12 protein-coding genes are annotated in these 14,579 nt (G+C 51.0%); 7 read left to right on the top strand and 5 right to left on the bottom strand.

The genetic code is table 11. The annotated features are described in order from the left end of the window. Nucleotides 1-26 precede the first annotated feature (26 nt). Entirely contained in the window at nucleotides 27-554 is a 528-nt protein-coding gene (ppa, locus tag Q397_RS0102390; protein WP_028878047.1) for an inorganic diphosphatase, read from the top strand. 59 nt (nucleotides 555-613) lie between these two features. Here the strand turns inward: ppa and Q397_RS25175 are convergent, their stop codons facing one another. Further along, nucleotides 614-1,558, bottom strand: coding sequence for an OmpA/MotB family protein (locus Q397_RS25175; protein ID WP_051609632.1), 945 nt, complete (start codon nucleotides 1,556-1,558; stop codon nucleotides 614-616). Nucleotides 1,559-1,561: 3 nt separating this feature from the next. Next, nucleotides 1,562-2,371 (bottom strand): motility protein A, encoded by an 810-nt coding sequence (locus tag Q397_RS20715; protein WP_051609631.1) that lies wholly within the window; start codon nucleotides 2,369-2,371, stop codon nucleotides 1,562-1,564. 381 nt (nucleotides 2,372-2,752) lie between these two features. On the opposite strand from Q397_RS20715, the gene Q397_RS0102375 reads away from it, so the two are divergent. Then, nucleotides 2,753-3,508 (top strand): substrate-binding periplasmic protein, encoded by a 756-nt coding sequence (locus Q397_RS0102375; RefSeq protein WP_156950618.1) that lies wholly within the window; start codon nucleotides 2,753-2,755, stop codon nucleotides 3,506-3,508. 1 nt (nucleotide 3,509) lies between these two features. Here the strand turns inward: Q397_RS0102375 and rlmN are convergent, their stop codons facing one another. From rlmN to Q397_RS0102360, 3 genes are all read right to left on the bottom strand, one after another. After that, nucleotides 3,510-4,655, bottom strand: coding sequence for a dual-specificity RNA methyltransferase RlmN (gene rlmN, locus Q397_RS20710; protein ID WP_038012747.1), 1,146 nt, complete (start codon nucleotides 4,653-4,655; stop codon nucleotides 3,510-3,512). A gap of 89 nt (nucleotides 4,656-4,744) precedes the next feature. Then, entirely contained in the window at nucleotides 4,745-5,596 is an 852-nt protein-coding gene (locus Q397_RS0102365; RefSeq protein WP_169737957.1) for a TIGR02285 family protein, read from the bottom strand. A gap of 112 nt (nucleotides 5,597-5,708) precedes the next feature. Continuing rightward, nucleotides 5,709-7,694, bottom strand: coding sequence for a protein meaA (locus tag Q397_RS0102360; RefSeq protein WP_028878044.1), 1,986 nt, complete (start codon nucleotides 7,692-7,694; stop codon nucleotides 5,709-5,711). A gap of 299 nt (nucleotides 7,695-7,993) precedes the next feature. Here Q397_RS0102360 and ccrA point away from each other — a divergent pair, with 299 nt between their 5' ends. The 5 genes from ccrA to Q397_RS0102330 form a co-directional block, all read left to right on the top strand. Then, nucleotides 7,994-9,262: a crotonyl-CoA carboxylase/reductase gene (ccrA, locus tag Q397_RS0102355; protein WP_028878043.1), complete on the top strand. Its 1,269-nt coding sequence runs from the start codon at nucleotides 7,994-7,996 to the stop codon at nucleotides 9,260-9,262. A gap of 94 nt (nucleotides 9,263-9,356) precedes the next feature. Further along, nucleotides 9,357-11,018, top strand: coding sequence for an acyl-CoA dehydrogenase family protein (locus Q397_RS0102350; RefSeq protein ID WP_028878042.1), 1,662 nt, complete (start codon nucleotides 9,357-9,359; stop codon nucleotides 11,016-11,018). Nucleotides 11,019-11,305: 287 nt separating this feature from the next. Next, nucleotides 11,306-13,444, top strand: coding sequence for a diguanylate cyclase domain-containing protein (locus tag Q397_RS0102340; protein WP_028878041.1), 2,139 nt, complete (start codon nucleotides 11,306-11,308; stop codon nucleotides 13,442-13,444). Between the two features lie 105 nt (nucleotides 13,445-13,549). Then, on the top strand, nucleotides 13,550-14,113 hold the full coding sequence (locus Q397_RS0102335) for a cob(I)yrinic acid a,c-diamide adenosyltransferase (protein WP_028878040.1): 564 nt from the start codon (nucleotides 13,550-13,552) through the stop codon (nucleotides 14,111-14,113). Nucleotides 14,114-14,277: 164 nt separating this feature from the next. Further along, nucleotides 14,278-14,579: electron transfer flavoprotein subunit beta/FixA family protein (locus Q397_RS0102330; RefSeq protein WP_028878210.1), on the top strand; the 302-nt coding region annotated here is incomplete at its 3' end.

Genomic DNA, 14,579 nt, shown 5'->3' with positions numbered 1-14,579 from the left:
GCACTTAATGAATGTGAGGAAAAACCATGGATATCAAAAAGATTCCGGTCGGCGATGTGCCTGATGCGGTAAACGTAATCATTGAAGTTTCTGCTGGCTCTACACCGGTTAAGTACGAATTTGACAAAGACAGCGGCGCGATCTTCGTTGACCGTTTTGTTCACACGCCGATGCATTATCCAGCGAACTACGGCTTTGTTCCGCATACATTGTCTGACGATGGTGATCCGGTTGACGTTCTGGTTCTGGCTCCGCAAAGCATTATCCCGGGTGCGGTTATTTCTGCCCGTCCGATCGGTGTGTTGATGATGGAAGATGACGGCGGCATGGACGAGAAAGTTCTGGCTGTCCCGACTGACAAAATGCACCTGATGTACAAAGACGTGAAAACGCACACAGACCTGCCGGAAATCATCCTGCAGGAGATTGCACACTTCTTCGAACACTACAAAGACCTTGAAAAAGGTAAGTGGGTTAAGATTGCAGGTTGGGAAGGCGTTGAAAAAGCCAAGCAACTGCTTCTTGAAGGTGTTGAGCGCGCGAAAAACGCTTAAGCGCCCCCTTTTGACCGTCTAAAAAGAAAAGCCTGTTGGAATGATCCGACAGGCTTTTTTTATCGGCTAATGGATTGCACCGGCTCTGGCGGGATCTCCGCCTTATTGGCCTCATCCTGCAGGCGCTGACGGCGTTCTTGCTGATCTTCCGGCTCGGCCCCGGGCAGAAGTTGTTTTTCGCCCTTATCAATGGTCCAGATGCGGCGGCGCGGTTGGGCTTTTTCAAGAATTTTCGCCGCTTCCTTGGTGTTTTCCGGAATTTCGATTGAAATTTCAACGCGGCGGTTTTTTGCGCGACTTTCTTTATTTTTGTTTTCCATCAGCGGGCGCGAGTCGGCAAACCCTTGCGATGTTAAACGTTCTTTCGGGATTTGACCGGACCGGATCATATAATGCACAACCGATGTGGCGCGCGCCGAAGATAGGTCCCAGTTAGACCGGAATTGAAGAGTCGAAATGGGTAAATCATCCGTATGACCCCCGACTTTGATATCGCCGGGTGTGCGTGCCAGTACGGGGATGATCTTGTCCAACGTCGGATAGGAGCTTTGCGCCAGTTCTGCCCCACCGGACTGGAAGGCCGTTTCTGAAGGGAAGCGCAGGACAATACCGGTGTTGGTGTCTTCTATTTCCACGAGGTTGCTGGCGATGTCGCGTTGTAGGGAACGGCGCAGTTCCGCCAACATGGCTTCGTGCAGTACTTCGCGATCCGGGATATCCAGCGGGACGGTTTTTACCCCTTGTAAGATGCCCGATCCACCCGATAGGGTCGATTCTTCGTCCGTTTCAAAGTCGGCATTCTGGTTAAAGGCCTCGCGCATGGGGCCGGCATTTTTCTTAAAGCTGTTGTCATTAACTTCAGAAAAAGACAACAGCAGGACAAAGAGGGCGAACAGCAACGACATGAGATCGGCATAGGTCACCATCCAAGCCGGAGCATCCTTGCTATGCTTGATGACTTTGGAACCGTCTAGGGTTTCTGGATGGTCGTCGCTGGTTTCCATGCTCTATCGCCGTTTCTTGGCATCACGGCCTGCTGTGTAGCCGTCACTGCCACCGCTGCCGCCGCGTTGTTTTTCAGGCAGGTGAGGCTCAAGGATTTCAAGCATAGCAGTCGGGTTTTGCATTTGCTGGATCTGGAAAACACATTCGATAATCAAGGAACGAAGGGCTTTATCTTCCGAAGATTTTGATTCCAGTTTATCAGCGATGGGCAAGGCGATCAGGTTGGCGACAAGCACCCCGTAAAGGGTCGTCAGCAAGGCCACCGCCATGGCCGGACCAATGGTAGAGGGGTCCGACATGTTGGCCAGCATCTGGATCAGACCGACGATGGTCCCGAACATGCCAAAAGCAGGGGCCGCATCGCCGATGGCGCGGAAAATCTTGCCCCCGACTTCCTCGCGCTGAATAGCCATTGCCATTTCTTGAGTGAGGATTTTACGGATGTAGTCAAGATCGCGGCCGTCTGCACAAAGTTGTACCCCTTTTTTGAAGAACGGGTTTTTCAGATTGTTTTTTTCGATGGTCTGGATGCCGTTTTTACGTGCGCGTTTGACAAGCTGGATGGCTTGGCGAATGTAATCGCGTGGCTTTTCTTTTTGGACGGTAAAAGCGGCCCGAATCCCGATGGGGATGGAAACGAAAATTCCGGTTAGCGGAAACTTGATCAGGGTAGCGGCGAACGTGCCGCCAAAAACAATCAAGGCGCCGGGAATATTGAAGAAGATCATGACATCTGAACCGGACAGAATAGCCAAGACGACAACTGTGATCCCTATGATCAATCCGGCGATGGTTGCAAAATCAAACTGCATGGAGTCGTGTCTTCTTTCAATTTTTATTCAATCGGTTGATTTTGCAATCTCTTCGCCCATCTGACAAGAGGCAAAAAACACAGTATTTTTATATAATTTTATGCATTTACCTAAAGCTATGGATAAAGCAGGTTGAGTGTCATCTATGTCAGGTTGGGTTTTGTAGGGGGGATGGTGTGTTTTGGGGTTTGGAAGTCAGGTGGGAGATAAGTTAAGTAATTGTAAATAAAAGATATATGTTTATTTTAGATCTGCAACCTTATGACTTTTGGTAGAATGGCTTGGATGCCCTTATTTTTTGGAGATTATAAATGAGAGACAGGCTAGACTACTGAAAAAAATGTCATTGTGGGTAACGAAGGTCGAAAAGGAAACGAACTCTTGAGAATATTTCTGGTTGGATTGGTGATTCTATTACTCGCAAGCCCCGTTGTCTCAGCAAAGGAGTTGATGTTCTGTACCCATAAAGGGTTTGAACCCTATGTTCTGCAAGAGGGGAAAGTTTTAAACGGCATAGATATTGATATTGTGGTCGCCATTCTCAAGCGCGCCCGTCAACCCGCCAAGATCGAAGTTTACAGCTGGCAGCGACTGATACAGAAATTAAAAGACGGCACCTGCGATGTTGGGTTTTCGCTGTTTGACACGCAGGACCGTCGCCAGTTTGTGGAATATCTGTTTGAAGTGCCGGTGCATTATTCGACGTTTCGTGTTTTTGTAAAGCAGGGAAAAAAGCTGAACTTTAATCGTATTTCGGACTTTTTTGGCTTAAAAGTGGCTCATAATAAAGGGTTTGCTTTGACCATTGGTCTAGAGCAGGCCATTGCGGACCGCCGGATTCAGCGGTTCGAGTTTGAAAACGTAGCGGATGCGCTCAAGATGTTGGAAAGCGGGAAAGTGGATGCTGTCTTGGATAATGAAGCGCGTTTTCGCTATTATCTGAAGAAGCAGGGTAAGCTGGCAAAAATAAAAGGGCTTAGCGTCCCGTTTTTACCCTATGAGCCTGCGTTTATGGTGATTTCGCGCCAATCCAAGATCACGGATCGTGTGAAAATCCGTGATCTTTTGGAAGCTAATCTGAAGGAACTGCACCTGGACGGGACGATCAGGCAGATTACAACGCGGTACTTAAATTAATCTATTGAGCAACTGCAGAGGCTGGTAAGGCATGTTCATCATCATGAATACCGGCTTCGATGCGGGCTTTCATGCGCGAACAACGGGTGCGCTCGCTTTCTGATTTCAACTGACCACAGGCTGCGAGAATATCTTGCCCACGGGTGACGCGGATCGTGGCGGTGTAACCCGCACGGTTCAGGATCTCGACAAACTTTTTCTGTGTCGCGCGATCCGAACATTCGTAGTTGCTGCCGGGCCACGGGTTGAACGGGATCAGGTTGAATTTACACGGAATATCCTTGACCAGACGGGTCAGGGCGCGGGCGTCGGCTTCACTGTCGTTGATGCCTTTCAACATGACATATTCAAAAGTCACCCGGCGGGCATTGATCGCGGCGGGATAATCCTTCACCGCTGCCATCAGGTCTGCCAGCGGGTATTTTTTGTTGATCGGCATGATCTCGTTGCGCACCTCATCGACGGGGGCGTGCAGACTGATTGCCAGTTCCACATCCGCATCTTCGCCCAAGCGACGAATTTCCGGCACAACACCGGATGTTGACAAGGTAATGCGGCGTTTAGACAGGGAAATCCCTTCCTGATCCATAAGGATTTTAAGCGCTTTGACCACATTGTCGTAGTTATACAGCGGCTCCCCCATGCCCATCAGGACGATGTTGGACAGCAGGCGCTTGTCACCGGGAGGCGACGGCCATTCCCCATAAGAATCGCGCGCGGCCATAAATTGCCCGACGATTTCCGCGGAGGACAGGTTACGCACCAACAACTGTGTGCCCGTGTGACAGAACTTACAGGTCAGCGTACAGCCGACTTGGGAAGAGATACAGACCGCGCCGCGATCTTCTTCGGGGATGAAGACGGTTTCAGCTTCGTTGTTGTCATCAAACTTGAACAACCACTTACGGGTGCGGTCTTTGGAGGTCAGTTCTTCACTGATGTTCGGGCGGGAAATATAGAAATGGTCCGCCAGTTTACCATGCAGAGACTTGGAAATATTGCTCATTTCTGTGAAGTCGGTAACGCCGCGGTGGTAAATCCATTGCCATAGTTGTTTGGCACGGAAAGGTTTTTCACCAATACGTTCCATTTCGGCCTGAAGCTCATCACGGCTTAGGCCCACGAGGTCAGTGCGCGGGTCGCTCATTCTTCAATTTTCCTGAGTTGTTTACTTGGTTATTCCAAGATGTGCTGATCTATACAGGAAATAAGGGGTAAATGCAAACTCAAGACAGATTATTTCAGGATTTCTTTTTCATAAATCCGGCGAAAACGCGCGAGATTTTCCGGCGCGATCCATAATTCGGTCAGACGACGAAACTCATCAGTTCTTTTATGGTCTTCGATGATTTGATTAATTTTTTGGATCAGCGCCTGTCCGGCTGGTGATTTGGTACAGGCAACGCGTCCGAAAAAACGATCCATTGGCGTTGCAACGGGAACAATATGGATGTTTTTTTGATCTTTATGAGTCGCCTGATAATAGGTCACGCTATTTTCAATATCCAGAAAATGCTGGATTCGCCCATGAGACAGCATTTTGAACATCTGTTCGGTGGAGACATCAAGCACATTTATATGGCCCTTCTGGATCTCTTTTTTAAGGATCGGATCAAGGTGGGCCCCATAGGAGCGGCGCTTTTGTACAGATAGGACATGCTCATGCTGGGCAATGAACTTTTCAAGCGAGAGCCCTTCGGGGGGATAGTCCATGGGGTGATGGCTGACGATAACCTGTGAATAAGCGGGTTTATACGGGTTGGAAAAGTGAAGAATCTCGTCACGGAGCTGATTTCTGAAAAGTAGTCCGCTACAGACCAGATGGTTGCGTTCGACGAGTGCGTACAGACGGGAGAAGTTTATGTTTTCAAACTCGTGAGTATAGTCAGGCAGATAGGTCTGCAAAAACAGGGAGATCTGGTCTGCAATACCCTGCCCTTTGAACGGGCCGCTGTTGATATAAAGTGGAGACAGGTCGTTTGAAACCCAGCGAATCGTAGGTTTGTTTGCGGCAAGCCCCGAGCTGGGCAGGGACAGCAAGACACAAGAGACCAGTAAAAAGAAAACGCTAGTTATAAATCTTATCACGACATGACACCTCATACTCGCAAAGAGCGCAAGAAGAGTGTCCTTATATCATCTTTTAATCAATAAAAAACCCCCGGTAATGTACCGAGGGTTTTTTCAGGGGTGGACTGGTTTAGGCCACTTGTTTGGATTCCACCAGATTGGCGATATCTGCCATGATGGCGTTGATCTCGTAATCTTTCGGGGTGTAGACACGGGCAACACCGGCTTTCAACAATTCCGCTTCATCTTCTGGCGGTATGATCCCACCGACAATCAAAGGAATGTCGCTGATACCGACTTCGTGCATGCGTTCCAACACTTCTGTGACCAACGGAAGGTGAGAGCCGGACAGGATGGACAGGCCGATCACATGCACGCCTTCTTCAAGGGCGGCGTTGACGATTTGGGCCGGTGTCAGGCGGATACCTTCATAGACAACTTCCATGCCGGCATCACGGGCGCGCACGGCGATTTGTTCCGCCCCGTTGGAGTGACCATCCAGGCCGGGTTTGCCGACGAGCATTTTGACGCGGCGGCCCATCTGGTCGGAGATTTTATCGACTTTGACGCGTACGTCAGCCAGTTGGTCGCCATGTTGCGCGCTTGAGGCTCCGCCAACGCCCGTCGGGGCGCGGTATTCGCCAAAGACTTCACGCAAGGCTGTGCCCCATTCCCCGGTCGTGACACCTGCATGAGCCGCTGCGATGGACGGTTCCATAATATTACGGCCTTCTTTGGCAGCGGATTTCAAGTCTTCAAGGGCGGTGGCAACCTTGGCGGCATCACGATTTTCACGCCATGCTTTCAAACGCTCGATCTGTTCTGCTTCTGATTTTGGATCAACGGTCAGAATCGCGCCATCGCCTGCGGTCAGCGGGCTGTCTTCGCCTTCAGCAAACTTGTTGACGCCGACAACGATCTGTTCGCCTGCTTCGATGGCAGCAAGGCGGGTGGCGTTGGCTTCCACAAGTTTCTGTTTCATGTAGCCGGTTTCAACGGCCGGGATTGACCCGCCCATTTCGTCGATGCGGGCCAACTCGTCGCGTGCGCCTTCTTTGAGTTCTTCCACTTTGCGGGTGACTTCGGCAGAACCATCAAACAGATCGCCATATTCCAGCAGGTCGGTTTCGTAAGCCATGATCTGTTGCAGGCGCAAGGACCATTGCTGGTCCCACGGGCGCGGCAGACCCAGGGCTTCGTTCCAAGCCGGAAGCTGGACGGCGCGGGCGCGGGCGTTTTTAGACAGGGTAACCGCCAGCATTTCCAAGAGGATACGGTAAACGTTGTTTTCCGGCTGTTGTTCGGTCAGGCCAAGGGAGTTTACTTGTACGCCATAGCGGAAGCGGCGGTATTTTTCTTCTTCAACATTGTAGCGTTCGCGACAGATTTCGTCCCATAGCTCGGTGAAGGCGCGCATCTTGCAGATTTCAGTAACGAAGCGGATGCCTGCGTTCACGAAGAAGGAGATCCGACCGACCACTTTGGGGAAATCTTCATCTGGCACCTGACCGGAGGCTTTTACGGAATCGAGAACCGCAATCCCCGTGGCCAAGGCAAATGCCAATTCCTGCTGCGGAGTCGCGCCCGCTTCCTGCAGGTGGTAGGAACAGACGTTCATGGGGTTCCATTTGGGGATTTCACGGTAGGTAAAGGCCGCGATGTCGGTGATCAGCTTCAAAGACGGCTCTGGCGGGAAGATGTAGGTTCCGCGTGACAGATATTCCTTGATGATATCGTTCTGGGTCGTGCCGGCCAAGTCGCTACGTGCAGCGCCCTGACGTTCCGCTGTTGCGATATAGAGTGCTAGTTGCCATGCTGCCGGGGCGTTGATGGTCATGGAGGTGTTCATCTTGTTCAAGGGAATGTCGTTGAACAGGGTTTCCATATCGCCAAGATGAGAGATCGGCACCCCGACCTTACCCACTTCGCCGCGGGACAGCACATGGTCGGAGTCATATCCGGTCTGGGTCGGCAGGTCGAAAGCGACCGACAACCCCGTCTGGCCACGGCCCAGATTGGTGCGAAACAGTTTATTGGTTTCGATAGCCGAACTGTGTCCCGAATAGGTACGAAACAGCCATGGGCGATCTTTTTGAACCGGTTGATTGTCAGACATTCTTGGCGCTCCTACGCGAAATTTTATTTCTTAAAATAATACTGCTTTGGTATAATTATTTAGTGCAGAATTATTCAGCGCCGGTAAAGTAGCATTTTCCGCATCGCAAAAAAAGACAAAAAAGTCAGGCAAACATTGAAATTTTCAAAACAAGTTGCATATGCAACCACTTTTTTGTGTCGCAATGCAAAAAAAGCTTGTCTGCGAAAAAAAAAGGTGTAGTTGTTGATGTAAGTCTTAAATGCCAAGTCAATTGGCTTTGCTGAAACGTCTATTGAAAATATGGGAGTATCCCTCTGATGAGTTACCTCGCTGAAGTTACCGCGAATCAGGAGAAGAAAGACCTTTACGAGATCGGTGAAGTTCCGCCGTTGGGTCACGTTCCGTCTAAAATGTATGCGTGGGCGATCCGTCGCGAACGTCACGGCAATCCGGATATGGCGATGCAGTGCGAAGTTGTTAACACGCCGGACCTGGACAGCCACGAAGTGCTCGTTTACGTCATGGCAGCGGGTGTAAACTACAACGGTGTTTGGGCCTCCCTTGGTAAGCCGATTTCCGTTTTTGATGTTCACAATGATGATTACCACATTGCGGGTTCGGATGCGTCCGGTATCGTTTGGGCCGTTGGGGATAAAGTAAAGCGTTGGCATGTTGGCGACGAAGTTGTGGTTCACTGTAACCAGGACGACGGCGATGATGAAGAATGTAACGGCGGCGATCCGATGTTCTCCCCGACCCAACGTATTTGGGGTTATGAAACGCCGGACGGGTCTTTTGCCCAGTTCTGTCGCGTTCAATCTCAGCAGTTGATGGAACGCCCGAAGCATCTGACTTGGGAAGAATCAGCGTGTTACACTCTGACGCTGGCAACGGCTTATCGTATGCTCTTTGGTCACCGTCCGCATATTCTGCGTCCGGGCCATAACGTACTTGTTTGGGGTGCATCTGGCGGTCTGGGCTCGTTTGCGGTTCAGCTTTGTGCGGTTGCGGGTGCAAATGCGATCGGCGTGATTTCCGACGAAAGCAAGCGTGACTTTGTCATGAGCTTGGGCGCGAAAGGTGTTCTTAACCGTAAAGACTTTAACTGCTGGGGTCAGCTGCCGGAAGTCAACGGCGAAGGCTTTAATGAATATATGAAAGAGACACGTAAGTTCGGTAAAGCGATCTGGGAAATTACCGGTAAAGGCAATGACGTTGATTTCGTCTTTGAACACCCGGGTGAGGCAACTTTCCCTGTGTCTTGTAACGTTGTGAAGCGCGGCGGCATGGTTGTGTTCTGCGCGGGGACAACCGGCTTTAACCTGACTATGGATGCGCGTTTCGTGTGGATGCGTCAGAAGCGTATTCAGGGCTCCCACTTTGCGAACCTGAAGCAAGCGTCCCAAGCGAACAAGCTGGTTGTTGAGCGTCGTATCGACCCTTGTATGTCCGAAGTCTTCCCGTGGAAAGATATTCCGGAAGCCCACATGAAGATGCTGGCCAACCAGCACTTGCCGGGCAACATGGCGGTATTGGTCAATGCCAAGACCACTGGTTTGAAAACGCTGGAAGAAAACCTCGATTAAGGGGGCTGGCCCCGGTTATTTGATCCGGGGCCGCTTTCTGCGCGTACACATCCTTGTATTTATAAGGTTTATATATTTTTGAAAGGAATGATCCATGAGTGATCTTATCCTGTCCGACCTGTTGGCCTCAGCCGGTCGTGCCATTGAAGCTGCCGATATTCTTCTGGAAAAAGCGAAAGATGGCGTTTCTGCAAAAGTGATGGTCGATGGTCGCATCGACGGCGCTAAATTGGAAATGGAACAAACGGCCGCCCATGGTCTGTCGTGGATGGCAACCTACGTTGAAGCCCTGCGTCAGATGCACAAATGGGGTGAGAAACTGTCTGAAGAAGGCAGTTTCGGTGAATTTGAGCAGTTGATTTTACAATGTGCTTTCGGGGAATATTGCACCCAACTGACACATGGTATCGCGATTTCTCAGGTGGAAGTCATCCGCCCGCACGATATGGGCCTGAACGCGAAAGACTGTCATGACTACATGACGGACGATATTAAGCGTTTTAAATATGAAGCCAATACCCCTGCGGTCCGTCGTAAAATTGCTGAATTTGCCAAAGAAGGGCTGGAAACAGGATCCTTCGGGGCAACAGGCTTGGATGAAGAACTGGAAATGATCCGTGATCAGTTCCGCCGCTTTGTTAATGAACAAGTCATTGAGCAAGCGCATAAATGGCACGAAGCGGACGAGCTGATCCCGATGGAAATCATCGAGCAGGTCGCCGAAATGGGTGTCTTTGGCTTGACCATCCCCGAAGAATATGGCGGGCTTGGCATGGGTAAAACCGCCATGTGCGTGGTGACGGAAGAACTGTCCCGCGGCTACATCGGCGTGGGCTCCCTTGGTACACGTAACGAGATTGCGGGTGAATTGATCCGTTTGGGCGGCACAGACGAGCAGAAAAACAAATATCTGCCGAAAATTGCTTCCGGCGAAATTCTGCCAACGGCGGTCTTTACCGAACCCAATACTGGCTCTGACCTTGGGTCTTTGAAAACCCGCGCGGTTCTGGATAACGGCACCTGGAAAGTCACAGGCAACAAAACATGGATCACCCATGCGTCCCGTTCTGACCTGATGACGTTGTTGGTGCGCACGAACCCGAATGAACAGGGCTATAAGGGCCTGTCTATGTTGCTGGCGGAAAAACCACGCGGCACAGAGGGCAACCCCTTCCCGGCTGACGGTATGGACGGCGGCGAAATCGAAGTTCTCGGCTATCGTGGCATGAAAGAATATGAATTGGCGTTTGACGGCTTTGAAGTGCCGGAAGGTCAATTGCTGGGTGGTGAAGAAGGTCAAGGCTTTAAACAGCTCATGGAAACCTTTGAATCTGCGCGTATTCAGACAGCAGCGCGGGCAAGCGGTGTTGCGACCTCCGCTCTTGAACTGGGGATGCGGTATGCAACAGAACGTGTGCAGTTTGGGAAGCCGATCTTTGAGTTCCCACGGGTCCATGCGAAATTGGCATGGATAGTTGTCGAAACCATGATCGCAAAACAGCTAACCTATTTCTCTGGTTGGGAAAAAGATCACGATGTGCGGTGCGACATTGAGGCCGGTATGGCTAAACTTCTGGCTGCACGGGTGGCCTGGACCAACGCGGATAACGCGTTGCAAATCCATGGTGGTAATGGCTATGCGACAGAATATCCGATCTCTCGCGTTCTGTGTGACAGCCGTATCCTCAATGTCTTTGAAGGGGCTGCCGAAATTCAGGCGGGCGTGATTGCGCGTGGTCTGTTGACACGTCGTTAAGATATTGCGTTTGCTGGTTTTATTCTCTCCCTCTTGATTTGTAGAGTAAGGCAGGCAAACGCAACTCGCGTGCGGTTGACACTTTATGGATTCTGCCATCCGTCTTCTGGCATGCTTCCCGATTTGCGGGAAAAGGCAGACAGCGAAGCCGACTTGACCCCTTTCCGTGTTCGGGAAGGGGCCTTTTTGCTGGTGTGACCACTGGTAGATTTTATCTTTCATAAACATGGCTTCAATGTTAGAATGATTTTTAGGGAGAGATTCATCTACAGGTTTTAAAAGAGAAAATGGACTTTGACGCTCTTGTCGGGCGTGCCGCACAGTTTAGCCCGGACTCCATTCTTGTGGTGCGAAAGCTAAGTGGTGCCGGTGCATATACTCAGATACTTTATGCGAATCCATCGTTTCGATATGAAACGGGCTGCGAACTTGCGGGCGATTACACTTGCCAGTATCAGCTCGACCTTGGGGAATGTGATTTTTCCAACCAAGCGGTCTTGAATGTCAGCACCATCAATCAGGATTTTTTCTCCTTCCGCGTGAGTGTGACCCCCTTGCCGCCAGAAGAAACCGGCTCGCCCGACTGCTTTTTGCTGGTGGGTCGTCCCCGTGGTCTGAGTGTTTCTGAAGGCCGCGAAAAGCTTTATAGCGAAATTGCCCGAAAATTTATTGAACTGCCTGCGGAAGATGCGGTGCGTTCTGCCGTTCGGGCGGCGGGCCTGTATTTTAATGCGAGCCGCTGTTTTGCTGCGCGTGTGGATTTGGCAACGACATTTCTGGAAGTGCGCTATCATTGGGGCCGTCAGAGTGAGCATGTCAAAAACGATCTGCCCACCGGCACAATGTGCCCTTGGGTGCTGGAGCGCCTGCGCCAGAACGAAGTCGTGAAAATTGAAGATGTCGCCGCCTTGCCCGATGAGGCAAAACAAGTCGGGCATAATCTGGTTAAAGCGGGCGCGCAGGCGGCCTTGATTGCCCCGGTTTTGCAGGCGCGCGGGACATTATGGCTGATCGGTATGCACTTTGATCACCCTCACCCGTGGCAAGTTGTGGATGTCACCACCTTTAAGGTCGTCGGTGATTTGCTGGGTAATGCGTTTACCCAGACGGAAACCATCTGGTCCTTGCGTGAAACCCAGCGTCGCTTTAGCGACGTCGGGGCCAATATTCCCGGTGTGGTCTATCAGATGCGGCGCAATCAAAGTGGTAAAATCCATTTCAGTTATATCAGTCAAGGCGTGCGCGAACTGACGGGTTGGGGGCCAGCCTCCATGATGTCGGATCCAAATCTGTTAGAACGCACCATTATTGACGAAGATCGCGCCCTGTTTAAGGCTAAGCTGGAGGAAGCCGCGCAATTGCAGGCGGACTGGTCGGTGGATGTGCGGATTCTGCATCGTAAAACAGAAGAGGTTTTATGGGTGCGCGCCGGTGGACGGGTGCATCTTGGGGTGAATGGGGATACGGTCTGGAATGGTCTTTTGCTGGATATCTCCGAAAACCGTAAAGCCGAAGAAGCCTTGCGCGTGTCTGAAGAACGCTTGCGTCGTATTTTGGGATCCAGCCCGATTGCCATCGGTATTTCGGATGTGAAGCAGTTTAATCTGTTGTTTGCCAATAAACGTTTGGCCCAGATGTATCGCATTCCGAAGCAAGAAGTCATCGGCTATGACACCCGAAAATTCTATCCTCATTTTAAAGATCATCGCCGTCATTGGGTGGATACGCGGCGCAAGGGGTCCATCAGCAGCGAGGAAACCAGATGCCAACGTGCGGATGGGGAAACGTTCTGGGCAGAGATCAGCACGCGCCTGATTGAATATGGTGGACGTCAAGCGATCCTGTGGTGGGCGTTTGATATCACCGAACATAAAAACACCAAAGAAGCCTTGGCCCATCTCGCTCATCATGATGCGCTGACGGGTCTGGCCAACCGCCGCCTGTTTGATGAACACCTGCAAAGTGCGGTGGCGATTGCCGGGCGCACAGAACGGCCGGGGGTGTTGTTCTATTTCGACCTTGATGGGTTTAAGGCGGTCAATGATCAGTTTGGACACGGTTTTGGCGACTGGGTGCTGGTCCAGGTCGGGCGACGGTTAAAGTCTGTGTTGCGCGAAAGTGACGTCGGCGCGCGTTTGGGGGGGGACGAATTTGCCGTCATCGCCCACGGGATTGACAATATTGACGCGATCGAAGCTGTTGTGGATAAAATGCAGGACGCGATTTCCGCCCCTTATGTGCGTGATGATAAAATCGCCCATATCGGTTTGTCGATCGGGGTCGTGCGTTTTTATGGTGTGGAAACCAATTTGCAAAAGATTGTCTCTATGGCGGATGGGGCAATGTATCAGGCAAAAGAGGCGGGTAAAGGCACCTACCGGTTGATTACCATGCCGGATCAGGATGGCCTAAAGGCGTTTTCTTAAGCTTCATTACGATTTTTTACGTCTTTCAACTTGACCCTGATGGGGAAGATTGGAAAAGTGCTGACTGCACTTTTTATGCACCCATAAAAATAAGGTTGAGGCTCCATGGTTACATTGACAAAAATCTACACCCGCGGCGGCGATAAAGGCGAAACATCCCTTGGGGATGGCAGCCGGGTTGCCAAACATGACTTGCGCGTGGATGCGTATGGCTGTGTGGATGAAACCAATGCGACCATAGGGTTGGCGCGTCTTCATACCGAAGGCGAGATCGACCTGATGTTGGAAAGGATCCAGAACGACCTTTTCGATCTGGGCGCAGACCTGTGCACGCCCGAAGAGGGGCGTCGTGCAGAAGGGGCATTGCGGATTGTCGCAGAACAGGTCAACCGATTGGAAGCGGAAATCGATTCCATGAATGGCGAACTGAGCGACCTGACATCGTTTATCCTGCCGGGGGGAAGCCCTGTTTCCGCTTATCTGCATCTGTGTCGCACAGTATGCCGTCGCGCGGAACGGCTGTGTACCGAACTGGCAGGGCGCGATGACATTAATCCGCTGTGTGTGCAGTACTTGAATCGATTGTCCGACCATGCCTTCGTGATGGCAAGATACCTGAACGATAAGGGCAATTCGGATGTTCTCTGGAAACCGGGTGCACACCGGTAAGACAGGGAGGCTTTTACAATTGAATTGACGCAAATTTGCAATCGTTGTGATGATTGACATACGGTGACACACCTATTATTGTGCATTGCGAAAATTTAATATGTAAAAAAGCCTCAGGCGTAAGGGTTTACACAAGTTAAACAGACTTCTGAGAAAGGAATTCCATGAAGGTTCTCGTCGCAGTAAAGCGCGTAATTGATTACAACGTGAATGTCCGCGTAAAGCCGGACAACACGGGAGTTGAAACGGCAAACGTCAAAATGTCCATGAACCCATTTGACGAAATCGCTGTTGAAGAAGCCATTCGCCTGAAAGAAGCGGGCACAGCAACGGAAGTTGTTGTCGTTTCTATGGGGGAGAAAAAATGTCAGGAAACCATCCGTACCGCTTTGGCGATGGGTGCAGACCGTGGCATTTTGGTTGAAACCGATGACGAGCTGGAGCCGTTGGCAGTTGCCAAAATCCT

This window comes from Terasakiella pusilla DSM 6293 (assembly GCF_000688235.1).
GTDB classification, from domain to species: domain Bacteria; phylum Pseudomonadota; class Alphaproteobacteria; order Rhodospirillales; family Terasakiellaceae; genus Terasakiella; species Terasakiella pusilla.
The sequence above is the reverse complement of the archived record's forward strand: the minus strand, read 5'-3'. Positions and strand labels throughout refer to the sequence as shown.